We start from the raw sequence: 23,692 nt of genomic DNA, 5'->3' as shown, positions 1-23,692 counted from the left end.
GTACCTAGCCCTATGAAATTCTCCACTTTTTCTTCGCGGAAGGCCACGGTGGCCGTGCTGCTGGCCGGGGCGGCCGGGCTGGCCTCGTCCTGCAAGAACTACCTCGATATTGAGCCCACGGCCCTCACCACCACCGAGGCCACCTTCAGCACCGTGAGCGGCGCGCAGAGCGCCGTGCTCGGGGCCTACGACCCGCTCTCGGGCGACAACACCTACGGCACCCGCCTGAGCCTGTACTACCCCTACGATACCGATGAGCTTATCGGCTCGTCGGGCACCTACGATACGGGCCGCCGTGGCATTGCGCGCTACAAGGCGTTTGCCTCTAACACCGAGATTATCAACCCCTGGAACAACCTGTACCAGGGTGTGGAGCGGGCCAACGTGTGCATCAAGTACATTCCGCAGATGGCCCTTTATACCAGCGGCACCAGCACCGACACGGCCAGCCTGCACCGTCTTTATGGCGAGGCCCTGACGCTGCGCGCCCAGTACTACCTGGAGCTGATTCGCAACTGGGGCGACGTGCCGGCCCAGCTCACGCCCTCGAGCTACGACCAGAATTTCAACCTGCCCAACGGTGACCGTAACCAGACGCTCACTACCCTGATTGCGGACCTGGCCACGGCCGAAAAGCTCGTGCCCTACCGCTCGGGTGCCGGCGTAATAAACGAGCGCATTACGAAGGGCGCCGTGAAGGCCCTGCGCGCCCGCCTGTGCCTGCAGCGCGGCGGCTACGCCCTGAAGGGCAACACGATGACCCGCGCCGCCGACTACCTCACCTACTACACCATTGCCCGCCAGGAGTGCCTGGAGCTGATGGCCCGCCGTAGCGAGCACACCCTCAACCCCAGCTTTTCGGACCTGTGGCTAGGGGTAAACCAGCAGCGCCACGACAACTACAACGAGATAATTTTTGAGGTAGGTATGGCGGGCTCGACGGCCACCGGCGACTCGAAGCTGGGCTACTACAACGGCCCGCGCCTGCAGGCCTCGCCCATCTACGGCTCGACGCAGGGCGCCGTGACGGTAGTGCCGACTTACTTCTACGCCTTCGACTCGACCGACGTGCGCCGCGATATCACCATCGCGCCCTACCAGTACGCCAGCGGCGCCAACGTGCAGTCGGGCGTGGCCCTGAATACGCTGTACGACGGCAAATTCCGCCGCGACTGGCACAGCCCGGCCCTGCCTGGCACCAACAACTACCTGGGCTACAACTGGCCGCTCATCCGCTTTGCCGACGTGCTGCTGATGTTTGCCGAGACGGATAACGAGCTTAACGGCCCCACCGCCGCCGGCCGCGCCGCCCTGCTGGAGGTGCGCACCCGCGGCTTCGGCGGCAACTCGGCCCGCGCCGCGCTAGGGGTGAACACCGGCTCGAAGGCCGACATGTTCAACGCCATCGTGAACGAGCGCCTGCTGGAGTTTGGTGCCGAGGGCATCCGCAAGTACGACCTGCTGCGCTGGAACCTGCTGGCCGACAAGCTGGCCTCGACCAAGGCCAACCTCGACCTGCTGCGCTCGGCCTCGGCGCCCTACAACACGGTGCCGCAGTACCAGTTCTACAAAGTAGTGAACGGCGTGGTGCAGTGGCAGCGCTCCTTCTACAAGCCGTCGCCCGCTGCCACCCCTAGCGGCACCACCCGCGTGAACTGGCGCCAGGGCATCGATGCTACCTACGTGGGCAACCTGCGCCCTAGCGGCACCGTGGTAACCATCGGCACCACTACCGTCAACAGCGTGGGCAGCGGCATGGCCGCCGAGTACGTCACGGGCCAGGGCAAAGAGCTGCTGCCCATTCCGCAAACGACCCTCGACACCGACCCGGCCCTGGTACAGAATTACGGGTACTAGGGGTAATGAGAGGTAAAAGCGAAGAGTTAAACAATTAACTGAAAGTGTTTTAACTCTTCGCTTTTATTTCTCTTGCCTTCCGGCGCCGCTCAGCCTTTCTGACTCATGAAAATTTGCCTTCTCCTGCTCACCCTGAGCCTGGCGGCCGGGCTGGCCCACGGCCACGGCCGCCCGGCCAGCCGGGTGCCGGTGCCGCCGCTGGCGGCGCAGCCAGCTGCTGCCCAGGATACGACTGCCGAAAAAATGCTGGCCTTCCAGCGCAGCGGCGGCGGCTGGCCCAAAGCCGTGAACGAGGTGAAAGTAGACTACCGCCACCGCATGAATGACGCCGACCTGGCGGCCGCCCGCCGGGGGGCTGGCCAGGAAGACGCGACCATCGACAACAACGCCACGACCCGCGAAATCACCTACCTGGTTTCGGCCTTCAAAGCCACCCAGAACCCGGCCTACCGCCAGGCCGCCGAACGCGGCATTGGCTACCTGCTGAAGATGCAGCAGCCCAGCGGGGGCTTTCCGCAGTACTACCCTGATGCGCGCTTCTACCGCGCCCAGATTACCTACAACGACAACGCCATGATACGGGCGCTGGAAGTGCTGAAGGCGGTGGCTGAGAAGAAAAATGACTTTGCCCTGGTAGATGCCAGCCTGATAATGCCCGCCCAAAAAGCCGTGGACCGCGGCGTGCAGTGCATCCTGAAAACCCAGTACGTGCAGCACGGCAAGCTCACGGCCTGGGGCGCCCAGCACGACCGCACCACGCTGCTGCCCTGCAAGGCCCGCGCCTTCGAGCTGGCCTCGCTGAGCGGCGACGAGTCGGTAGGCATCACCGAGTTTTTGCTGAGCCTCGACCAGCCTTCGCCCGAAGTACGCAAGGCTATTGCAGCGGCCGTGGCGTGGTTTCAGGCTTCGAAAATTGAGAATACGGCCGTGCAGGACCTCGCCGACCCTAGCCAGCCCAAGGGGCGCGACCGGGTAATGGTGCCCCAGGCGGGCAGCACGGTGTGGGCCCGCTTCTACGACCTCGACACAAATAAACCCATTTACGTGGGGCGCGATGGCGTGAAGCACGACCGCCTGGCCGACATCGAGGTAGAGCGCCGCACCGGCTACGTGTATGCCGGCACCTGGCCCGAAAAGCTACTCGCCCGCGACTACCCGAAGTGGCAGCAGAAGTGGGGCGCCAACTAACTGAAAATCAGATTTTATTTTAGAATAATTCGCTACTTTATGCCCATCCTAACCCAGGAATTGGTACGGGCTGCCGCGGCCGGCCCAACCGTCAGCCTGCCTGCGCCGGCCCTGTTCGACCTGCCCGAGAAGGTGCTGCAATTTGGTACCGGCGTGCTGCTGCGCGGCCTGCCCGATTTCTTGATTGACCAGGCCAACCGCCAGGGTATTTTCAACGGCCGCGTGGTGGTGGTGAAAAGCACCGACGGCGGCGATGCCGCCGCCTTCGAGCGCCAGGACAACCTCTACACGGTGTGCGTGCGCGGCATTGAAGACGAAGTGCCCGTGAGCCAGGACGTGGTGTGCGCCAGCCTCAGCCGGGTGCTGTCGGCCCGCAGCCAATGGGCCGAGGTGCTGGCCTTTGCGGCTAGCCCCGACTTACAAATCGTGCTCTCGAACACCACCGAAGTTGGCATCGTGCTCGACGAAACCGACGACGTGCGCGCCGCGCCGCCGCGCTCGTTTCCGGGCAAGCTGCTGGCCGTGCTGCTGGCCCGCTACGAGGCCTTCGCCGGCGCCCAGGACAAGGGCCTGGTCATTGTGCCCACCGAATTGATTCCTGACAACGGCACCAAGCTGCGCGGCATCCTGCGCGAGCTGGCCGAAAGCCAGGTGCCCGACGTGGGCTTTCTGCACTGGCTGGAGAACGCGAATACCGTCTGCAACTCCCTGGTTGACCGCATTGTGCCGGGCCGGCCCGACGCGGCCGCCCGCGCCGCGCTAGCCCAGGAGCTGGGCTACGAAGACGACCTGCTGACGATGTCGGAAGTGTACGCGCTCTGGGCCATTGAGGGCGATGAGCGGGTGCAGCGCGTGCTGAGCTTTCAGCCGGTGAACCCGGGCATTATTGTGCAGCCCGACATCAACCAGTTCAAGGAATTGAAGCTGCGCCTGCTCAACGGCACGCACTCGCTGGCCTGCGGGCTAGCCGTGCTGGCGGGCGTGCCCACCGTGCGCGGCGCCATGGAGGACGAGGACCTGCTCATCTACATCCGCCACCTGATGCTGGCCGATTTGCTGCCCGGCATCCCCTACCCCATTGAGGAGAAAACTGGGCAGCGCTTTGGTATGCAGGTGCTCGACCGCTTCCGCAACCCCGCCGTAGAGCACCGCTGGCTAGCCATCACGCTCAACTACTCGGCCAAGCTGCGCATGCGCGTGGTGCCCGATTTGCTGCACTACGTGGCGCGCCTGCGGGCCGTGCCGCACTATGTGGCGCTGGGCTTCGCGGCTTACCTGCTCTTTATGCGCGGCACCCGGCACGAAGGCGGCACCTGGTACGGCGAGGCCCACGGCCAGGAATACCCGATTCAGGACGAGCAGGCCGGCTTCTTTGCCGACCTTTGGGCCCATTGCCCGCCCATCGAACTAGTGCAGCGCGTGCTGAGCGACCTTGGCCTGTGGGGCACCGACCTCACGGCCCTGCCCGGCTTCGCAGACGCCGTGACGCGCTACCTGCTGCAGCTACTGCAGGAAGGCGCCGCCGCTACCCTGGCTGCTAAATTAACCAAAACGCAGCGCGCCGCGGTTTAGCCAGGAGCTGACCTTAGCTACCTTATTACTGCCTAGCTAAGTTTCATTAGCCATTCATAACTCATAATTTATAATTCATAATTATCGAAGATTATGAAGCACCTCGTTGCTAAAATCCACCCTGCCGATAACGTGCTCGTTGCCCTCACCGACCTGCCCATCGGCACGCCCGTAACCTGGGACGGGGTGACCGTGACCACCACCGAGAAAATTCCGGCCAAGCACAAGCTGGCCTTGCAGCCGCTAGCCCCCGGCGCTGAGGTAACCATGTACGGCGTGCTGGTGGGCAAAATGGCCGCGCCCGTAGCCCAGGGCGGCCTGCTTACCACCGCCAACATCAAGCACGCCACCGACTCGTACCAGGAAGGCCAGCACCCGCACAGCTGGGCCCAGCCCGACGTGACGAAGTTTGCGGGCCGCACCTTTAGGGGCTACCACCGGCCCGATGGCCGCGTGGGCACGGCCAACTACTGGCTCGTTATCCCCTTGGTTTTCTGCGAGAATCGCAACATTCAGGTACTCGAAGAAGCCCTGGTAAACGACCTCGGCTACGCCCGCCGCAAAAGCTACCAGCCCCAAACGCAGGCCCTGGTGGAGCTGATGAAGGCCGGCAAGTCGGTAGAGGAAATCCTGGCCACCGACCTGCACTCGGCCGAAGTGGACTACCAAAAGCCCCGGCTGTTTCCGAACGTGGATGGCATCCGGTTTTTGCAGCACGAGGGCGGCTGCGGCGGCATCCGGCAGGATGCCCAGACGCTGTGCGGCCTGCTGGCCGGCTACATTACCCACCCCAACGTGGCCGGCGCCACGGTACTCAGCCTGGGCTGCCAGAACGCGCAGGCCAGCATGCTGCAGGAGGAGATTGCGAAGCGCGACCCCAATTTCAGCAAGCCGCTGTTCATCCTCGACCAGCAGACGATTGGTACCGAAGAAGCCCTAGTAAGCATGGCCCTGCGCCAGACCTTCGCCGGCCTTATGCAGGCCAACCAGCAGCAGCGCCAGCCGGCGCCGCTCAGCAAGCTCACCATCGGCCTGGAGTGCGGCGGCTCGGATGGCTTTTCGGGCATCTCGGCCAACCCCGCGGTGGGCCACGTTTCCGACTTGCTCGTGGCCCTGGGCGGCTCGGTTATCCTGGCCGAGTTTCCCGAATTGTGCGGCGTGGAGCAGGAAATCGTGAACCGCTCGGTGGACCACGACACGGCTCAGCGCTTCACTTCGCTCATGAAAGCCTACGGCGAGAGCGCGGTAGCCGTGGGCTCGGGCTTCGACATGAACCCCTCGCCCGGCAACATCCGCGACGGCCTCATTACCGACGCCATGAAATCGGCCGGCGCGGCCCGCAAGGGCGGCTCGTCGCCGGTCGTGGCCGTGCTCGATTACCCTGAGCTGGTGACCAAGCCGGGCCTGAATCTGCTTTGCACGCCCGGCAACGACGTAGAAAGCACGACCGCCGAAGTGGGCTCGGGCGCTAACATTGTGCTCTTTACCACCGGGCTAGGTACGCCTACCGGCAACCCTATCGCCCCGGTGGTAAAAATCAGCTCCAACACCAAGCTGGCCCTGCGCATGCCCGACATCATTGACCTGAACACTGGCACCGTTATCGACGGCGAAGAAACCATTGAGCAGGCCGGCGAACGCATCCTCGATTATGTAGTGCAAGTAGCCAGCGGTTTAGAGGTAAGCGCCGTGCGCCACGGCCAAACCGATTTTATTCCCTGGAAGCGCGGCGTTTCTTTGTAGGCAATCTACCCTAGCGATTCACCTCACCCCCCGGCCCCCTCTCCTTGGGGAGAGGGGGGGGCCTGACGACTTTCCAGTAAAATAATTCACTATCTAACGTCCAAGCCGCCGTGGCTCCCCCTCTCCCCAAGGAGAGGGGGCCGGGGGGTGAGGCGCCCCGTTATTATGAAGCCTTTCCTCTCCGACGACTTTCTGCTGCAAACCGAAACGGCCCGCACGCTCTACCACCAGCACGCTGCCGCGCAGCCCATCATCGACTACCACTGCCACCTGCCGCCCGACCAGATTGCCCAGAACCGGCAGTTCGAGAACATCACCCAAATCTGGCTCTACGGCGACCACTATAAGTGGCGCGCCATGCGCGCCAACGGCGTGAACGAGCGCTTCATCACCGGCGATGCCTCGGACTGGGAGAAGTTTGAGAAGTGGGCCGAAACGGTGCCATATACCGTGCGCAACCCCCTCTACCACTGGACGCACCTGGAGCTGCGCCGCTATTTCGGCATCACCGAATTGCTGAACAAGGACAGCGCCCGCCGCATCTACGACCAGTGCAGCGCCCTGCTCCAAACGCCCGAATACAGCGTGCAGGGTCTGCTGCGCAAGATGAACGTGGTGACCGTGTGCACCACCGACGACCCGGCTGACTCGCTGGAGCATCACCAGGCGCTGGCTAGCCACGACTTCGGCACGCGCATCCTGCCCACCTTTCGCCCCGACAAGGCCATGACGCCCGAGGCGAGCGACTACCGCCAATACCTCGACAAGCTGGGCGCGGCGGCCGGCGTAGACATTCGCGGCTACGCCGACCTGCTGGCCGCCCTGCGCCAGCGCCACGACTTCTTCGCCTCGCTGGGTGGCCGCCTCTCCGACCACGGCCTGGAGCAGATTTACGCCGCCGATTATACCGAGGCGGAGGTAGCCACCATTTTTGAGAAAGCGCAGGCTAGCCAGCCGCTGAGCGCTTTGGAGATTGAAAAATTCAAGTCGGCCATGCTGATTTTTCTGGCCGAGTTGGACTGGGAGAAAGGCTGGACGCAGCAGTTTCACCTGGGCGCGCTGCGCAATAACAACACCCGCGCCCTGCGCGAGCTAGGTCCCGACACGGGCTGGGACTCGATTGGCGACTTCTCGCAGGCCCGCGCCCTGTCGCGCTTTCTCGACCGCCTGGACAACCAAAACAAGCTAGCCAAAACTATTCTCTACAACCTAAACCCCGCCGATAACGACCTGTTTGCCACCATGATTGGCAACTTCCAGGACGGTTCTTCGGCCGGCAAAATCCAGTTTGGCTCGGGCTGGTGGTTTCTGGACCAGAAGGATGGCATGGAAAAGCAGCTCAACGCCCTCAGCAGCATGGGCCTGCTGAGCCAGTTTGTGGGCATGCTCACCGATTCGCGCAGCTTCCTCTCCTTCCCGCGCCACGAGTATTTCCGCCGCATCCTGTGCAACCTGCTGGGCCGCGATGTGGAAAACGGCGAGCTGCCCATCGAGGAGCTGCCCTGGCTCGGCCAGCTGGTCGAAAACATCAGCTACGGCAACGCCAAAAACTACTTCGGCTTTGCTGCTACCACTGCCCCGGTGAGTACGGGAGAGTTGGTGGCCGGCTAGGCCTTCCCTTTACTGAACTGCTGGTTTCAGCCTGCTTAATAAGCAGACTATCGGGAACGTTTGCGTTAAAAAAAGCCGAAAAAGGGCCCCGAAGCACCAAGTTAGCGGCCTACCTTTCAAGTCAAATTACCCCTGGCCAGCCCCAGCTTACCCTATTAGCGGGGCGCTGATTCCCACCCCATGAAGCAAGTCGTAACCTTCGGCGAAGTGATGATGCGGCTCTCGCCGCCGCTGAATTACCGGCTACCCCAAACCGCCACCCTCGAAGTAACCTACGGCGGCGGCGACGCCAACGTAGCCGCCGCCCTCGCCCAAATGGGCGTGCCCGCCGCCCACGTGTCGGCCTTCCCGGCCAATGAGCTGGGCTATGCCGCCGCCAACCACCTGCGCCGCTACGGCGTCGATACCACCCACTGCTACTTCACCGAAGGCCACCGGCTAGGATTGTATTTCCTAGAAGTGGGCGCCTCGCTGCGGCCCAGCCGCATCGTGTACGACCGCGCCGAGTCGGCCTTCGCGCACCTCGACCCAGCGGCTTTCAACTGGGACGAGATTCTGCAAGACGCCGGTTGGCTGCACTGGACGGGCATCACGCCCGCCATTTCGGCCGCCACCGCCCGGGCCACGGCCGAGGCCATTGCGGCCGCCCGCCGGCTAGGGGTCACCGTGTCGGCCGACGTGAACTACCGCCGCAACCTGTGGCAGTACGGCCAGAAGGCGCAGGACGTAATGCCCGCCCTGGTCGAAGGCTGCGACCTCGTGGTCTGCACCGAAGGCGACGCCGACGACCTGTTCGGCATCAAGGCCGACCCGGACTCGGACAACGGCTTCATTTCGATGAGCCAGCAATTGACCCAGCGCTTTCCTAATATCAAGCGCGTGATTGCCACCCGCCGCCAGACGCAAAGCGCCTCGCACGAGCGCATTTGCGGGCTGCTCTGGGACCAGGGCGAGTTTTTTGAAACGCCCTTCTACGACATCGCGCCGGTGGTAGACCGCATCGGGGGCGGCGACTCGTTTATCTCGGGCTTCATCTACGGCTCTACTACCTACGAAGACCGCGCGCAGGCGCTGTCATTTGCCACCATCGCCTCGGCGCTGAAACACACCATTCACGGCGACATCAACCTGGTGACGCCCGCCGAAGTCGAGCACCTCATGCAGGGCAACCTCACGGGGCGTTTGCTGCGGTAATGTTTTCCATCTGTCATTGCGAGCCTGCGAAACAGTCGCATCCGCACGACACCCACCCGACTCGTTCTGGTGCGATTGCTTCGCAGGCTCGCAATGACAGACGAAACATATTACTTGACATAACCTGATGCCTCGCCTCCCTTCCCAAGACGTTATTGCCCGCACGCTGGCCGCGCCGCTGGTGCCGGTTTTTTTCCATGCCGATGCGGCCTATGCGCAATCCATTGTGCGGGGCTGCTACGCGGGGGGCGTCCGGGTGTTTGAGTTTACCAACCGGGGGGCCAATGCCTTCGAGGTGTTTCAGGAGCTGGCCAAGCTGGTGGCCGACGACTGCCCCGACCTCGTGCTGGGCATTGGCACCATCTACACCGCCGCCGATGCCGAGCGCTTCATCGCGGCCGGCGCGGCCTTCGTGGTGCAGCCCGTAACCACGGCCGAGGTGGCCGCCGCCTGCCAGCGCCACGACGTGGCCTGGCTGCCCGGCGCCCTCACGCCCAATGAGATTTACGCCGCCACCCAGCTCGGCGCGCAGCTCGTCAAGATATTTCCCGGTAACCTCGTGGGTCCCGACTATGTGAAGGCCCTGCGCGGCCCCATGCCCGGCGTCAAGCTCATGGTAACGGGCGGCGTCGAGCCCACCGAGGCCAGCCTCACCGAGTGGTTTGGGGCCGGCGTGAACGTGGTGGGTGTGGGCTCGCAGCTCTTTAAAGGAGCTAGCGACGCGGCCACGATTACGGCGCGGGTGGCCCCGCTGATGACGTTTTTACAGCAGCAGGTAGCTGTTGGTCAATGACCAATAATTCGCCTGTCATTGCGAGCCTGCGAAGCAATCGCACCCGCACGATACCCGCACGACTCGTTCTGGTGCGATTGCTTCGCAGGCTCGCAATGACAAACGGTTTTAAGCAGCATCCCTAATACTATCCTCTATGAATCCCACCCTTCGCAGCTCGCCGCCCGGCGCCGATACGTCGGCCGTCATCGGCCGGTACCGCTGGACTATCTGTTCGCTGGTATTCTTTGCCACCACCATCAACTACCTCGACCGGGCAGTTATCTCGCTGCTGAAGCCTTACCTCGAAACGGCGTTTCATTGGAACGCGGGCGACTACGCCAACATCGAGATTGCCTTCAAGCTGGCCTACGCGGTGGGCATGATTGGGGTGGGCCGCATCATCGACAAGCTGGGTACCAAGCTCGGCTATGCGCTTTCTACCGCGCTGTGGAGCGTGGCTGCGATGGGCCACGCCCTGGTGAGCAGTACGCTGGGCTTTGGCGTAGCGCGCGGCTTTTTGGGCATCACGGAAGCGGGCAACTTTCCGGCGGCCATCAAGACCACGGCCGAGTGGTTTCCGCAGCGCGAGCGGGCCCTGGCCACGGGCATCTTCAATTCGGGCTCCAACGTGGGCGCCATTGTGGCGCCGCTCACGGTGCCCTGGATAGCCGAGCACATTGGCTGGCAGTGGGCCTTCCTCATCACTGGCGCGCTGGGTTTTGTGTGGCTGGTGCTGTGGATGCTCATCTACGAAACGCCGGCCGAAAGCAAGCGCCTGAGCAAGGCCGAGTTCGACTACATCAACGCCGATATTCCGGTGGGCCTGCCCACCGAGGGCGTGACGGAAGAGAAGCCCAAAGTGGGCTGGCTGCCGCTGCTGGGCTTCCGCCAAACCTGGGCCTTCGTGATTGGCAAGTTCATTACCGACCCCATCTGGTGGTTTTACCTGTTCTGGCTGCCTGATTTTTTGAGCAAGCAGTACCACCTCAAGGGCACGGCCATTGCCCTGCCGGTGGCGGCCGTGTACGTGCTTTCGAGCATCGGCAGCGTGGGCGGCGGCTACCTGCCGCTAGGGTTCATCAAGCGCGGCATGCCGGCTTTTCAGGCCCGCAAAACGGCCATGCTGGTTATTGCCTTTTGCGTGTTCCCGATTGTGTTTGCGCAGTGGCTAGGGGGTATGAACATGTGGCTGGCGGTGCTGGTCATCGGCATTGCGGCGGCGGCCCACCAGGCCTGGAGCGCCAACATCTTCACCACCGTATCGGACATGTTTCCGAAGCGCGCCGTGGCCTCGGTTACGGGCATTGGCGGCATGGCGGGCGGCCTGGGCGGCATTGCCCTCACGGCCTTGGTGCAGAAGCGCATGTTTGTGCACTTCGAAAGCATCGGCCAGCTCGATAAAGCCTACTACATCATGTTCTTCATCTGCGGGGCGGCCTATCTGCTGGCCTGGGTACTGATGTTTACGCTGGTGCCGCGCATGGAGCCCATCAAGCTCGACGAGGACGATATTCTTCCCACTGCTTCTTAAGCTGCTTCTATGAACCGCTTGCTCACCGCGCTGGCCCTGCTAGCCCTGCCCCTACTTGCCCAGGCCCAGGCCGCGCCCAAAATGCCCCGCCCGAATACGGCCCTGCTGCCTGCTCAGGCCAACCTCGCCCAGCGCAACGCTACCGCCGCCAAAGAAGTGGAGGCGCTGGAGCGCCAGCGCTTTGCGGCCCAGGTGAGCAAGGATTATGCTTTCCTAGAAAAAGCCTTTGCCGACGACTTGGTGTATACCCACGCCAGCGGCAAGCAAAACGGCAAAAACGACTACCTGCAAAGCATTCGCGACGGCAAGAGCGTGTATGACAAAATTGACGTCGAAAACATCAACGTGCGCGCCTACAACGGCGGCACCACGGCCGTGGTGAATGGCCAGATTACCATCTACCAGCCCAACAAACCCGATGGTTCGCCCAACGTGGCGCACCTCAAGTACGTGACCGTGCAAATCAAGAATCCGCAGGGTTGGCAGGTGGTACTCTGGCAGTCGCAGAAGCAGCCAGAGGCGAAATAGGTCTGCGGTGTGCCGCCCCACCCCCGGCCCCTCCCCTGCGGGGGAGGGGTGCCTGGCGGCAGCGGACGTTAGCGCGTATCAGGCTCCGGTGTGCCGCCCCACCCCAGGCCCCACCCCCGGCCCCTCCCCCGCAGGGGAGGGGCCGGGGGTGGGGCTATACGCCAGGGTCGTTGCTTATTCTGACTATTATTCCTGGCCCACTGGCCAGCCCTTTGCTATGTCTAAACCCGCTACCCTACCCTCGCACGATGAGCTGGCCACGCCCGTCGGCACCACCCTGGAGCGCTACATCATGCGCAAGCAGGCCGAGTTTCCGTTTGCCACCGGCGAGTTGTCGCAGCTGCTGCGCGACATTGCCCTGGCCAGCAAAATCATGGTGCGCGAGGTAAGCCGCGCCGGCCTCAGCACCCTGGCCGAGGCCGTGGGGCCCGAGGGCGAAACCACCGCCCCGCGCCACCGCCTGGGCGAGGAGGCGCACATTCGCTTCGTGCGTGCCCTCACCAACGGCCGCGAGTGCTGCGCCGTGCTAAGCGAGGCCCGGCCCGACCTCATCGAAACCGGCAACCAGGATGGCAAGTACGTGGTGGCCCTCAACCCCTTGAATGGCTCGGTGAGCCTGGACTTCAACGTGAGCACGGGCACCATCTTCAGCATTTACCGGCGCGTGAGCCGCTACGGCGGGCCGGCTAGGGCCGAAGATTTTACCCAGGGTGGCCGGGCGCAGGTGGCGGCGGGCTACATTCTCTACGGCTCCAGCGTGATGCTGGTGTACACCACTGGCCACGGCGTGGCGGGCTTCACGTATGAGCCGAGCCTGGGCGAATTCTTCCTTTCGCACCCCAGGCTCACGATTCCGGCGCAGGGCGCAGTGTTCTCATGCAACGAAGGCAACTGGTTTGACTTTCCGGAGTTTGCGCGCACCTTCCTCACCACCTGCAAGGAGCGCCGCTACACGGCCCGCTACGTGGGCTCGCTGGCCGCCGACTACCACCGCAACCTCTTCACGGGCGGCATTTACCTCTACCCGCCCACCGGCGAGTGGCCCAGCGGCAAGCTGCGCCTGCTCTACGAGGCCTACCCCATTGCCTTCGTGACCGAGCAGGCCGGCGGCGTGGCCGTGACCGGCGCCGCCGATGTGCTCGACGTACCCCCTAGCCAGGATTTGCACCAGCGCGTGCCGCTCTTCGTGGGCTCGGCCGAGCTGGTGCGCGAACTGCAAGCCGTGGCGATGGGGTAGATTTTGGTGCCAACGTAAGAGTCGCCTGTCATTGCGAGCGCAGCGAAGCAATCGCATCGGAACGAGCCGTTCGTGTTCTGTTTTGGTGCGATTGCTTCGCTGCGCTCGCAATGACAGCCAATCGCAATGACGGCCAATTTTTAACTTACAGCTACCTGGCCTGTTCCTGAAACTATTCTGTCACCAACGCGCCTGCTCTATCTCCGGCGCCCTTCTTTCTCATGCCTAAAATCATTGCGCCCGAAGTTGAATTCAGCCACTTGCTGAACGATGTGAAGCAGGCCGTGCCCGAAATATTTGCCCCTAACGGCGGCTTTCTCAACCTGTTCGAAGGCAAGTGGCAGGAGCCCGGCGAGCCCCGGCCGTTCATCTCGCCCATCGACGGCTCCGACATTGGCTCGCTGCCCATGCTCAAGCACGATGCCGCCCTGCGCGCCGTGCGCTTCGCCAAGGGCGAAGCCGCCGCCTGGGCCGCCACCGACTTGCAGGAGCGCCGCCGCCGCGTGCAGGACTGCCTCGACCAGCTGCGCCCGCACATCGACCTGGTGAGCAAGCTGCTGATGTGGGAAATCGGCAAAACCTACAAGCTTGGCTTCAACGACATCGACCGCGCCATCGAGGGCGTGCAGTGGTATGTGGACAACATTGAAGGCCTGCTCGGCGACCGCCGCCCGCTGGGCCTCGTCAGCAACATTGCCTCTTGGAACTACCCCATGTCGGTGCTCATGCACGCGGTGCTGGTGCAGGTGCTGGCCGGCAACTCGGTTATCGCCAAAACGCCCACCGACGGCGGCTTCATCTCGCTCAGCCTCACCTTCGCCATTGCCCGCCGCGCCGGCCTGCCGGTGACCCTGGTGAGCGGCCCCGGCGGCGAGCTGAGCGACGTGCTGGTGAAGGACCCGGCCGTGGACTGCCTCAGCTTCGTGGGCGGCCGCTACAACGGCCGCAACATCGCCGACGCCCTCAGCGTGGAGCACAAGCGCTACATGCTCGAAATGGAGGGCGTGAACACCTACGGCATCTGGGACTACTCGCAGTGGGACAAGCTGGCCGACCAACTGGTGAAAGGCTACGACTACGGCAAGCAGCGCTGCACGGCCTACGTGCGCTGGGTGGTGCAGCGCGACCTGTTTCCGGAGTTTCTGGAAACCTATACCAAGGCCATCGGCAGCCTCAAGGTGGGCAACCCGACCCTGGTAGACGCGGCCGGCGATAAGCTGCCCGACCTGGCTTTTGGCCCGGTTATTAATGCCAACCAGGCCAAGAGCCTCGACGAGTTATTCACCGATGCCAGCAAGCACGGCGCCATCCCGTTCTACCAGGGCAAGCTCGACGACAGCCTCTTTTTGCCCGGCCAGGACCGCTCGGCCTACCGCGCCCCGCGCGCCCTGGTGGGCCTGCCCCGCCAGGCCGAGCTGTACTTCAAGGAACCCTTCGGCCCCATCGACACGGTGGTGCTCGTCGACCGCGTGGAGGAGCTGGTGGGCGAGATGAACATCTCGAACGGCGCCCTCGTCACGGCGCTCGGCTCCGACGACGAGAAGTGGGCCACCCGCACCGGCAAGGAGCTGCGCGCCTTTAAGGTGGGCATCAACAAGCTGCGCAGCCGCGGCGACCGCGAGGAGGTATTCGGCGGCCTGGGCGAAAGCTGGAAGGGCGCCTTCGTGGGCGGCAAGCTGCTCGTGGAGGCCGTGACCCAGGGCGCCCCCGGCCAGCCCGTGCTCGGCAACTACCCCGATGCCGTGCTGTTGCCCGAGAAGGCCTAGCCCGTGGGGTAGCCGTAAGCTGGCAAGAATAAAGAAGGAACGGGTAGCATACTTGCCGACAGTGGCAAGTATGCTACCCGTTCCTTCTTTATTCTTGCCAAATACTTGTCAGTGGCGGCAAGTATTTTTACGCCTCTAAGTTTATTCTTGCCTTATTTATTTTTTGCTATGGCGCGCAAAGCTGCTTATTCCTCTTCGGTGCTGGCCGAGGTGCGCCGGTACTTCGGCCTCGACCAAGCCACGCTGGCCGTGTATCTGGGTATTAATCCCGGCCAGCATAGCCGCCTCGAAGCTGGCCAGCGCGGCCTAAGCCCCGCCGTGGCCCAGCGTCTGCTGCCGCTGCTGCAAGCCCTGCCTGCCCCCGGCGCGCCTACCGAAGCCCCCGCCCCCGCCGCCCACCTGGCCCCGCCCGACGCGGCCCCGCTGCTAGCCCGCCGCGACTACTGCCAGCACCATGCCGCCCGCCTGCGCCGCGAGCTGGCCGCCCTCACCCAAACCCTGGCAACAGCCCGCCGCTGGCAACAGGCCCTGCCCGACCTGCTGGCCCGGGCCGAGGAGCGCGCCCACTCCTGGCTGCTGCGCCGGCAGGCGCAAGCTGCCGCCGACCTCGACGGCGAAACCGCTGCCCGCTACCACCTGCTGCGCCTGCGGGCCGAAGCCCTGGAAACCGAGGCCGTAGCGCTAAGCAAGCTGCTGGCGCCTGGCTAGCGGGCCTGGCGCAGGCAAATAAATACTTTTGCTTTACTACATTTGAGCAAATGCATTTATTCACCTTTTACTCCTGACTGTCATGGCCCTTGACCTGACCCTACTGACCACCCGCGCCGAGTGCGACGACGCCCTCACCGACCTGCAAGCCGAGCTGGACGGCTACCAGCACCGCACCACGAACCTGGGCTTTGCCGCCACCCAGGCCGACCGCAGCACCGCCGACGTAGCGGCCCGCCTGGCGGGCGTGCAGGCCGAAATCGACTCGTACACGGCCATGCTCAACACCCCCAACGTGCCGGCCGCGCTCAGGAAGCAAGCCGAAAGCAAGCTGCGCCGCGCCCACGACCGCAAAGACAACCTGACCGAGCGCAACAGTGCCCGCACCGGCGCCGCTGCCTTCCTGGCCAACGTGGATGCCGAGCAGGTGGCCGCCCAGGTGGGCACGCTCACGGCCGCGCAAGCCGCCGTAACCACCCACCGCGCTACGCTGCCTGCGTAGGGCGCGCGCGTTTCCAGCTCTGAAAAGCCGGCCTTCCTTGCGGGGGCCGGCTTTTTTAATGCAGCGTCGGGCGGGCGGGACCGTTCTTTGGGGTATGCTTCGCTTGCTTGTATTGCTGCTGCTTTTGGCCGCCCGCCCCACCGCTGCCCAGGCCCCCCTTCCGCCCGTTATCGACTGGAAGGCGCCCGCCACGCTGCCCACCTACCTGCTGCAGCAGGTGCACCAGCAGTACGCCCCGCGCCGGCTGGCCCTCGATGCGGCCCTGGCCTCGGCGGCGGGCACGCGGGCGTACCGCGACTCGGCGCGGGCGCGCTTCCGGCGGGTGCTGGGGCCACTGCCGGCGCGCACGCCGCTGCGGGCGCGGGTGGTGGGCACGGTGCCGCAGGCGGGCTTTCAGATTGAAAAGGTGCTTTATGAGAGCCAGCCCCACCACCACGTTACGGCCAATTTGTACGTGCCCGACGGCCGGGGCAAGCGGCCGGCCGCGCTGCTCTTTTGCGGCCACGAGCAGGCTAGCAAGGCCACGCCCTCGTATCAGCAAACGGCCCGGCTCCTGGCCCGCAACGGCTTCGTGGTGCTCGTCATCGACCCGGTTTCGCAAGGCGAGCGAATGCAGTTGGTAGACCCTGGCGGTAAGTTCCTCACCCGGGGCGGCACCACCGAGCACACGCTGCTCAACGCCCAGGCCACGCTGCTGGGCACCAACCTACCCGCCGAGGAGCTGTGGGACAACGTGCGCGGCCTCGACTACCTGCTCACCAGGCCCGAGGTGGATGCTGCCCGCGTGGGCTGCCTCGGCAACTCGGGCGGCGCCACCCAAACGGCCTACTTCATGGCCTACGACGACCGGGTGCAGGCCGCCGCGCTGTGCAGCTACGTGGCGGCCGGTGAGCGCAACCTCACCGCCACCGGCCCCGCCGATGGCTGCGTGATGCTGCCCGGTGCCGGGGCAGCCGGCTTCGACGTGGCCGACTGGCTCCTCATGTTTGCCCCCAAACCGCTGCTGCTGCTGACGGGACGCTACGATTTTGTGGACCAGACCGACATGGAGGCCGCCTACGCCGACACCCACCGGGCCTACACTGCGCTAGGCCAGGCCGAGAAGGCTGACCTCTTCACCTACGACGACGGCCACGGCATCTCGGCCCCCAAGCGGGCGGCGGCCGTGGCGTGGTTTCGGCGCTGGCTGGGGGCTAGCGGCCCGGCCGTGGCCGAGGAGGCCACGCCCATCGCGCTGCCCGAGGCCACGCTGCGCTGCACGGCTACCGGGCAGGTGGGCACGGCGTTTAAGAATGAGCAAAGCCTGGCGGCCATTCACCTGGCCGCCGCGCGGGCGCTGGCCAGCCACCGGCCGGCCTATGCGCCCGAGGCACTAGCCCGCGTGCTCGGCCAGCAGCTAGGGCTGTGGCCGCCGGCCAGGGGTGCAGCCAGGCTGAGCGTTGTGCTGCGCGACACCCTGCGCCTGCCGGGTGGCCTGGCCCTGCAAGGCCTGCTGCTGCGCCGCGACGATGACAACCCGCCCCTGCCCGCCCGGCTGCTTATGCCCGCCCCGGGCGCGCCCGCCCCTACCCGCCTCGTGCTGTGGCTGCCCGGCCAGGGCATGGCCACGGTACTGCGCGACAGCGCCGCCCGGCTAGCCGCCTACCAGCGCCAGGGCACCGCCGTGCTGCTGGCCGACCTGCGCGGCCTGGGCGAAACCACCGACCCGGCGGCCTTCAACGACCCCAAATACTACAACCAGGAATACCGCGATGCGCTGCTGGCCCTGCACCTGGGCCACCCGCTGCTGGCCCAGCGCGTAACGGACGTAAGCACCCTGCTCACGCTGCTGCGCAACGACAGCCGCTTCGGGCAGCTGCCCATTTTGCTGCGGGCCGATGGCCGGGCGGCCCTAACGGCCTTGCACGCGGCGCTGCTAAGCCCCCAAGTGGCCAAACAGCCTTACCCCATGACCAGCGCCGCCCCCGCGCCGCCCGGCCCGGCCCCGGCGTGGGCCCCCGCAATAGCGCAGGTGCAGGTGAGCGGCGGGCCACCCTCCTTCCAGTACTACCTCGAAAACCCGGCCGCCAAAGATGCCTACTCCGAGGTAGTGCCCGGCGTGCTGCGCGCCTACGACGTGCCCGACCTGCGCCGGGCCCTGGGCGCCCGCCTGCTGCCCTAGCCACCGCCACTGGGCGAGTAAATAGTTAGGTTCACCCAGGAAATAGGATTGTTTAGCTAAATAATTAGCTCTTTCGCATGTAAAAAGACCTCATTGGGATTGCAGGACTTACCAATGAGCAAGTTGGATTGTAAAAAGAAAACGGCCGTCGCACCTTTACTACGTCGAACGGCCTACGCTGCTTCAAACAGGCAGGTCGTTTCGGCGGCTGCTCTCCACTCTCCCGTCTTTTTATTGATGAAAACAGTACTTACCTCCAGCTTTCTTGCCCTGTTGGTTCTGAGCCAGCAGCCCGCCCGGGCCTCCTCGCGCGACCCCGAGCGCCCTACCCCCAGCGTAGGGGTACTGGCCGGCGGGGGCATAGGGGCCAGCCCCCTGGTGCGCTACCTGGCGGCCAGCCTGCAGCTGTCGCCGAGCCAAACAATAGCGGTGCAGCAGGCCGTGCAAAAGCACCAGCGCCTCACCCGCACGCCCGAGCTGCTGGCCCAGCGCCTGCGCACGGTGCTCACCGAGAGCGAGTACGAGCGCTTCGAGCAGCTGCACGACGATGCCAGCGCGGCCGCCAGCCTGCGCGAGCTGGCCATGCGCTAAGTACTACTAGGCACCAGCCGCCGGCTCGGGGGGCTGCTGCACGGTAGCCAGCTGGGTATCGAGCGCAATCTCAAAGCGGTCCAGCTCCAGCTCTACCTGCCGGATGGCTTCTTCGCTGTACGTATCGGCCCGGTGCAGCTTTACCAGCAGCGCCCGCTGGTGCTCCGTCACGGCAAGGCGGCAGCGCAGCAGGCCTTCGAACGAGGCGGCGGCCTGAGTTTCGGCCTCGGTGGGTGGCTGCTCGTCGGTGGCCTCGTTGGCGGCAAAGGTGCCGTGCAGGCGCCGCGCCTGGCGGCGCATTACTTCGCGCAGGGTAAGCAGGCTGGGGTCGGGGGCTTCTTTTTCGGCCTTGATGCGGGCTTCAAGATAGGCCAGCGAATCGGTGGTGAGGGCCAGGCGCAGGGCCTGCTCTTCGGCCGCGCGGGCGGCCGGCGACTCCTGCACATTCAGCCGGCGCACCAGCCACGGCAAACTCAGGCCCTGCACCAGCAGCGTAACCAAGATAACGGTGAAGGTGAGAAACAGGATGGCATTGCGCTGCGGAAACGGCTGCCCGCCCCGCACGACCAGCGGCAGCGCCAGCGCCGTAGCCAGCGACACCACCCCCCGCATACCGGCCCACGACGTGATAAAGAGGTTGCGCTTGGGCGCCCGCTCCTCGGTGCGGCCCAGCCAGCGCCCCAGCCAGTGCCCCAGAAAGCTAACCGGAAACACCCACCCCAGCCGGATGGCGATGGCCGCCGCGCTCACCAGCAGGCCGTAGCCCAGCATGGGCCAGAAGGCCGCCGCCCCCAGCCCGGTCAGGATAGAGCGCAACTCGAGCCCAATGATGAGAAACACCAGCCCATTGAGCAGAAAGCCCAGCACCCGCCAGAAGCTGTGCTTGAGCAGCCGCGTTTGGTTGTCGTAGATATCGTGCGAGCGGCGGCTCATCATCAGGCCCATCGCCACCACGGCCAGCACCCCCGACACGTGCACGTGCTCGGCGGCCAGGTACACCCCAAACGGCAGCAGCAGCGACAGCGCCGTGATGAGCGTGGCATCGGTGAGGAAGTTTTGCACCCGCACCACCACGTAGCCCACCGCCACGCCGATGGCCGCCCCGCCCCCGGCCACCAGCAAAAAGTGCCAGCTGGCATCCCAGAGGCCAAACGTGCCGCTCACCACCGCCGCCACGGCGTAGCGGTAGGCAATGAGCGCCGAGGCATCATTCACCAGGCTTTCGCCCTCCAGAATACCCGTGATGCGGCGCGGCAGGCCTAGCCCTTTGGTTACGCTCGTGGCCGCCACGGCATCGGGCGGGGCCACAATGGCGCCCAGCACAAAGCCCATGGCCCAGCTAAAGCCCGGAATAAAGTAGTGCGCCAGGGCCGCCACAATGGTGGTCGTAAGCAGCACCAGCCCCACCGCCAGCAGCGTAATGGGGCGCCGGTTGGCCACAAACTCGTGCCACGACATTTGGTAGCTGGCCTCGTAGAGCAGCGGCGGCAGGAAGATGAAAAATATCAGGTTGGGGTCGATGTTGATGGCCGGCAGGCCGGGCACCAGCCCGAGCAGCCCGCCCGCCACCACCAGCAGCACCGGGTAGGGCAGCTTGAGCCTGGGCGCCACGGCCGACAGCGCCACCAGCAGCGCCAGCAGGAATATTATCAGGGTAAGGTGTTCCAAATCGGCAGCTAGTAATCGTCTTATGTTCTAACCAAACTAAAACCGTCATGCTGAGCTTGCCGAAGCATCTTGCTCGCCCCGCTAGGGTTGCTCCCCAACGATTCGAGCAAGATGCTTCGGCAAGCTCAGCATGACGGCCTGGGAGAGTATACGTATTTCGCAGCCTCAAGGTCAGTCTCGGCTAAGCAGTAACGCCTTACTCCCGCCGCCGAAACCGCAGCGGCAGCGCGCCGCCCGGCCGCAGCGTCACGAGCGGGGCCATGCCCGGCACGGCCGGGCTAGCGGGCGCCACGTGGTAGCGCCGCAGGGTTTGAATGAGCACCAGCTGCAGCTCGGTAAGGGCAAAGTGCTGGCCCACGCACAGGCGCGGCCCGGCCCCGAAGGGCAGGTAGCCGTAGGCCGGCGGGGCCGGCTGCGCCCCCGCCGCAAAGCGCTGGGGCCGAAACGCCTCGGCATCGGGCCACAGCGCGGGGTGGTGGTGCAGGCCGTAGAGGTAGAGCGTAAACAGCGTACCCTTGGCAATGGGCTGGCCCTGAAACTCGTCGGCCTCGGTGGCCACGCGGTCCATGACCCAGGCGGGCGGGTAGAGGCGCATGGCCTCCTGCACCACTTGCAGGGCGAAAGGCAGCCGGGGCAGGTCCTCAAACTCGGGCGGGCGGCCGCCGGGCAGCGCCTGCTCAATCTCGGCCACCAGCTCGGCCTGCGCCGCGGGGTGGCGGGCTAGCAGGTACAGGGCCCAGGCCAGGGCGTTGGCCGAGGTTTCGTGCCCGGCCACGAGTAGGATGTTCAGTTCGTCGAGCAATTGCTCGTCGGCCATCGGCTCGCCGGTGTCTTCGTAGCGGGCGTCGAGCAGCATTTGCAGCAGGTCGTCGGGGGCGGGCGTGCCGGCGGGGGCGGCCCGGGCGGCGCGGTGCCGGCCAATGGCCGCCCGCACCAGTTCGCGCAGCTGGCGGGCTAGCCGGTCGTGGCGGCCGTAGCTGCCCCGTGCCCAGTGCCAGGGCCGCAGGTAGGGCTGCCGAATGGTGTTGACATAAAACGCCTGAATGGCCGTGAGCCAGTCGCTGAGCTGGGTGAGCTGGCTCTCGCCCAGGCTGTCGCCAAACACCGAGCGGGCCACGATGCGAAACGCCACCCGCGTCATGGCCGCGTGCACATCCAGCTCGGCCACGGGGCTAGCGGCGGTTAGCAAATCCAGCTCGGCCACCCACTCGTCGGCCGCCGCGCGCATAAGGCGCGTGAGGCCAGCCAGCCGCTGCCGGTGAAAGCCGGGCTGAATGAGCCGGCGCTGGCGCAGCCAGTCGGCGCCCTCATTCGTGAGCAGGCCGCGGCCCAGGTAGCGCAGCAGCCCGTGCGTGAGGTCCGACTTGTGGTAGCGGCGGTGGTTTTTCTGCAAAATGTGCTGCACCAGGGCCGGGTCGCGCGTGACGACCGAGGGCCGCACGCCGCCCAGGTACAGGCGCACCGTGTCGCCGTAGTGGGCCAGCAGCTTGTCGAGCGCCCCGATGGGGTCGCGGGCCGATTTCAGCGAGTTGCGCAGCGTGATGCGGCGCGGCACCTGCGGCCAGCCGCTAGCCGGGGCACCAGGGGTAGGTTGGCTCATGGCTGGCTTAATCGGGCAGCACCAAGGCGCGCGGCAGTTCAAACTTCAATTCGCGGCTTTTTTTGCGGCCGTGCAGCTGGGTCAGAAAATCGTCCAGCTCGGGCTTATACTCCAGCCACAAGTCTTCGTGCAGGTGCTTAGGAATGAGGTTGGTGAGGCGCACCGCCAGCCGTGCCGTGCCCACAAAAAACCCTTGGTACACGCTGTCGAACTGCCCGGTGTAGTTCTCAAAAATCAGTCGTAGCGCGTACATACTCAGGTCGATTTCGAGCTGCTTGCTCTTGGTAACGCGGCGGGCGCGGGCGGCCTCCTGGGTAGCCCCGCGCAGAGCTTTTACCAGGCTGCGGTTGAGCAGGCGGCCCGTTACGGCCACGTTGAACAGCTCGTGAATGCGGTCGGCGCTGGCCTCGTACACGCTTTCGAGCGTCACGTCGGGCAGCAGCTCAAAGCTGAACGTGTCGTAAAGTTCGGCATCGCGCCGGGCCGCGCGCACAATGAGGGCCTCCTTTTCCTTGTCGGAGAGGCGAGCCACGGCTTTTTTAAAATCGGCAGACGGGACGGGCATAAGCTACGGCAGCGGGCGGGCTAGCCCCACCCTCTTTGGCAAAGGTCGGTAAAGTAGTTGTTCCACCCGAACGAAACCCCCTGGCCGGGCGTTATCAGGCGGCCCCACGCTTCGCCGGGGCCGCCGTATTTTTGTGCCATGGCTTTCCCCGCTACCCGCCCGCAGACCGACTATCAGGACGACGTGCTCTTGCTCGAAGACGAGCAGGAATTACGCACGCTCGTAGTCTACAACGACGACGTGAACACCTTCGACCACGTCATTCAGACGCTCATTGAGGTGTGTGGCCACGAGCCCGAGCAGGCCGAGCAGTGCACCCTGCTCATCCACCACAAGGGCAAGTGCGCCGTCAAAAACGGCACCTATGAGGAGCTGGAGCCCCGCTGCTCGGCCATCCACGACCGGGGCATCTCGGCCGACATCGTTTGATTTTGCCTGCTGAATGGATTTTCCTTTTAAAACCTTAACTTAAAACAGAGCATTTTTGGAGCTGTTATAAATCAAGCAGTTGTAAAATTATTACCCAGCTTAAAAGGCTCACGTCACAGATTCCTTCCTACTTTCTGTGACGTGGGCCTTCCTTATTGTGATACACTGCCCTTAACGTACGCCTTTCTCTCCTCCTTCGTAGAGGAGGTCTGTTCCTCACCAAGCTTTACCACGGCGTAGTGTTCCCCCGCCGCAACGGCGACGTATACATGAGTCGAAGAAGATTGCAACAGACAATGCCGCTCAGAGTTCCCGAACTCTTCTAACAAATACTTGGCAATCTGCACAGGGTCGTGGGTTACTGCATTGCCTACGCATCCACACAACTTAGCACCACGGAGCGCGGGAGGTAGCGAATGGAAAAGACGGTTAGCTTTTTCAAGTCAAGTTTATCTGCGTGCAATGC

19 protein-coding genes are annotated in these 23,692 nt (G+C 64.5%); 16 read left to right on the top strand and 3 right to left on the bottom strand.

What is annotated here, in order from left to right:
* Positions 1-12 precede the first annotated feature (12 nt).
* From Q5H89_RS14975 to Q5H89_RS14905, 15 genes are all read left to right on the top strand, one after another.
* Positions 13-1,857 (top strand): RagB/SusD family nutrient uptake outer membrane protein, encoded by a 1,845-nt coding sequence (locus Q5H89_RS14975; RefSeq protein ID WP_305020150.1) that lies wholly within the window; start codon positions 13-15, stop codon positions 1,855-1,857.
* A gap of 105 nt (positions 1,858-1,962) precedes the next feature.
* Entirely contained in the window at positions 1,963-3,045 is a 1,083-nt protein-coding gene (pelA, locus tag Q5H89_RS14970; protein WP_305020149.1) for a pectate lyase, read from the top strand.
* Positions 3,046-3,084: 39 nt separating this feature from the next.
* Positions 3,085-4,617, top strand: a complete 1,533-nt coding sequence (locus tag Q5H89_RS14965; RefSeq protein WP_305020148.1) for a tagaturonate reductase — start codon at positions 3,085-3,087, stop codon at positions 4,615-4,617.
* A gap of 93 nt (positions 4,618-4,710) precedes the next feature.
* A complete protein-coding gene (locus Q5H89_RS14960; protein WP_305020147.1) occupies positions 4,711-6,360 on the top strand; it encodes a UxaA family hydrolase in 1,650 nt (549 codons plus the stop codon).
* Between the two features lie 165 nt (positions 6,361-6,525).
* The gene (gene uxaC / locus Q5H89_RS14955; protein ID WP_305020146.1) at positions 6,526-7,971 is read left to right on the top strand and encodes a glucuronate isomerase; all 1,446 of its coding nucleotides are present in this window, start codon (positions 6,526-6,528) and stop codon (positions 7,969-7,971) included.
* A gap of 180 nt (positions 7,972-8,151) precedes the next feature.
* Positions 8,152-9,165 (top strand): sugar kinase, encoded by a 1,014-nt coding sequence (locus tag Q5H89_RS14950; RefSeq protein WP_305020145.1) that lies wholly within the window; start codon positions 8,152-8,154, stop codon positions 9,163-9,165.
* A 127-nt stretch (positions 9,166-9,292) separates the two neighbouring features.
* Entirely contained in the window at positions 9,293-9,958 is a 666-nt protein-coding gene (locus Q5H89_RS14945) for a bifunctional 4-hydroxy-2-oxoglutarate aldolase/2-dehydro-3-deoxy-phosphogluconate aldolase (protein ID WP_305020144.1), read from the top strand.
* 136 nt (positions 9,959-10,094) lie between these two features.
* Positions 10,095-11,471 carry an MFS transporter gene (locus Q5H89_RS14940; RefSeq protein ID WP_305020143.1) on the top strand — a complete coding sequence of 459 codons (1,377 nt, stop codon included), beginning with the start codon at positions 10,095-10,097 and terminating at the stop codon, positions 11,469-11,471.
* Positions 11,472-11,480: 9 nt separating this feature from the next.
* Positions 11,481-11,999 (top strand): nuclear transport factor 2 family protein, encoded by a 519-nt coding sequence (locus Q5H89_RS14935; protein WP_305020142.1) that lies wholly within the window; start codon positions 11,481-11,483, stop codon positions 11,997-11,999.
* Positions 12,000-12,216: 217 nt separating this feature from the next.
* Complete coding sequence (fbp, locus tag Q5H89_RS14930; RefSeq protein WP_305020141.1) at positions 12,217-13,236, top strand: class 1 fructose-bisphosphatase; 1,020 nt, start codon at positions 12,217-12,219, stop codon at positions 13,234-13,236.
* 221 nt (positions 13,237-13,457) lie between these two features.
* A complete protein-coding gene (locus Q5H89_RS14925; protein WP_305020140.1) occupies positions 13,458-15,002 on the top strand; it encodes an aldehyde dehydrogenase family protein in 1,545 nt (514 codons plus the stop codon).
* 168 nt (positions 15,003-15,170) lie between these two features.
* A complete protein-coding gene (locus Q5H89_RS14920) occupies positions 15,171-15,710 on the top strand; it encodes a hypothetical protein (protein ID WP_305020139.1) in 540 nt (179 codons plus the stop codon).
* A gap of 82 nt (positions 15,711-15,792) precedes the next feature.
* Complete coding sequence (locus tag Q5H89_RS14915; protein WP_305020138.1) at positions 15,793-16,212, top strand: hypothetical protein; 420 nt, start codon at positions 15,793-15,795, stop codon at positions 16,210-16,212.
* Between the two features lie 94 nt (positions 16,213-16,306).
* A complete protein-coding gene (locus Q5H89_RS14910) occupies positions 16,307-18,373 on the top strand; it encodes an alpha/beta hydrolase family protein (protein WP_305020137.1) in 2,067 nt (688 codons plus the stop codon).
* A gap of 237 nt (positions 18,374-18,610) precedes the next feature.
* Positions 18,611-18,964 carry a hypothetical protein gene (locus Q5H89_RS14905; RefSeq protein WP_305020136.1) on the top strand — a complete coding sequence of 118 codons (354 nt, stop codon included), beginning with the start codon at positions 18,611-18,613 and terminating at the stop codon, positions 18,962-18,964.
* Between the two features lie 6 nt (positions 18,965-18,970).
* Here the strand turns inward: Q5H89_RS14905 and Q5H89_RS14900 are convergent, their stop codons facing one another.
* The 3 genes from Q5H89_RS14900 to Q5H89_RS14890 all read right to left on the bottom strand — a co-directional run bounded on the left by Q5H89_RS14900 (position 18,971) and on the right by Q5H89_RS14890 (position 22,797).
* The gene (locus tag Q5H89_RS14900) at positions 18,971-20,632 is read right to left on the bottom strand and encodes a Na+/H+ antiporter (protein ID WP_305020135.1); all 1,662 of its coding nucleotides are present in this window, start codon (positions 20,630-20,632) and stop codon (positions 18,971-18,973) included.
* A gap of 196 nt (positions 20,633-20,828) precedes the next feature.
* Entirely contained in the window at positions 20,829-22,232 is a 1,404-nt protein-coding gene (locus tag Q5H89_RS14895) for a cytochrome P450 (protein ID WP_305020134.1), read from the bottom strand.
* A 7-nt stretch (positions 22,233-22,239) separates the two neighbouring features.
* Positions 22,240-22,797 (bottom strand): hypothetical protein, encoded by a 558-nt coding sequence (locus Q5H89_RS14890; RefSeq protein WP_305020133.1) that lies wholly within the window; start codon positions 22,795-22,797, stop codon positions 22,240-22,242.
* A 138-nt stretch (positions 22,798-22,935) separates the two neighbouring features.
* Between Q5H89_RS14890 and Q5H89_RS14885 the strand changes: the two genes are divergently transcribed.
* A complete protein-coding gene (locus tag Q5H89_RS14885; RefSeq protein WP_305020132.1) occupies positions 22,936-23,226 on the top strand; it encodes an ATP-dependent Clp protease adaptor ClpS in 291 nt (96 codons plus the stop codon).
* Positions 23,227-23,692: the final 466 nt, after the last annotated feature.

The sequence above is a fragment of the Hymenobacter cheonanensis genome, from assembly GCF_030581075.1.
Lineage (GTDB): Bacteria > Bacteroidota > Bacteroidia > Cytophagales > Hymenobacteraceae > Hymenobacter.
This window is presented reverse-complemented; position numbering and strand designations above follow the sequence as displayed.

Bases quoted from the DNA above. Each gene is read 5' to 3' on its own strand.
- fbp (WP_305020141.1), top strand. From the start codon at position 12,217: ATGTCTAAACCCGCTACCCTACCCTCGCACGATGAGCTGGCCACGCCC.
- Q5H89_RS14975 (WP_305020150.1), top strand. From the start codon at position 13: ATGAAATTCTCCACTTTTTCTTCGCGGAAGGCCACGGTGGCCGTGCTG.
- pelA (WP_305020149.1), top strand. From the start codon at position 1,963: ATGAAAATTTGCCTTCTCCTGCTCACCCTGAGCCTGGCGGCCGGGCTG.
- Q5H89_RS14895 (WP_305020134.1), bottom strand. From the start codon at position 22,232: ATGAGCCAACCTACCCCTGGTGCCCCGGCTAGCGGCTGGCCGCAGGTG.
- Q5H89_RS14915 (WP_305020138.1), top strand. From the start codon at position 15,793: ATGGCCCTTGACCTGACCCTACTGACCACCCGCGCCGAGTGCGACGAC.
- Q5H89_RS14910 (WP_305020137.1), top strand. From the start codon at position 16,307: ATGCTTCGCTTGCTTGTATTGCTGCTGCTTTTGGCCGCCCGCCCCACC.
- Q5H89_RS14890 (WP_305020133.1), bottom strand. From the start codon at position 22,797: ATGCCCGTCCCGTCTGCCGATTTTAAAAAAGCCGTGGCTCGCCTCTCC.
- Q5H89_RS14925 (WP_305020140.1), top strand. From the start codon at position 13,458: ATGCCTAAAATCATTGCGCCCGAAGTTGAATTCAGCCACTTGCTGAAC.
- Q5H89_RS14950 (WP_305020145.1), top strand. From the start codon at position 8,152: ATGAAGCAAGTCGTAACCTTCGGCGAAGTGATGATGCGGCTCTCGCCG.
- Q5H89_RS14945 (WP_305020144.1), top strand. From the start codon at position 9,293: ATGCCTCGCCTCCCTTCCCAAGACGTTATTGCCCGCACGCTGGCCGCG.
- uxaC (WP_305020146.1), top strand. From the start codon at position 6,526: ATGAAGCCTTTCCTCTCCGACGACTTTCTGCTGCAAACCGAAACGGCC.
- Q5H89_RS14960 (WP_305020147.1), top strand. From the start codon at position 4,711: ATGAAGCACCTCGTTGCTAAAATCCACCCTGCCGATAACGTGCTCGTT.
- Q5H89_RS14905 (WP_305020136.1), top strand. From the start codon at position 18,611: ATGAAAACAGTACTTACCTCCAGCTTTCTTGCCCTGTTGGTTCTGAGC.
- Q5H89_RS14935 (WP_305020142.1), top strand. From the start codon at position 11,481: ATGAACCGCTTGCTCACCGCGCTGGCCCTGCTAGCCCTGCCCCTACTT.
- Q5H89_RS14940 (WP_305020143.1), top strand. From the start codon at position 10,095: ATGAATCCCACCCTTCGCAGCTCGCCGCCCGGCGCCGATACGTCGGCC.
- Q5H89_RS14965 (WP_305020148.1), top strand. From the start codon at position 3,085: ATGCCCATCCTAACCCAGGAATTGGTACGGGCTGCCGCGGCCGGCCCA.
- Q5H89_RS14920 (WP_305020139.1), top strand. From the start codon at position 15,171: ATGGCGCGCAAAGCTGCTTATTCCTCTTCGGTGCTGGCCGAGGTGCGC.
- Q5H89_RS14885 (WP_305020132.1), top strand. From the start codon at position 22,936: ATGGCTTTCCCCGCTACCCGCCCGCAGACCGACTATCAGGACGACGTG.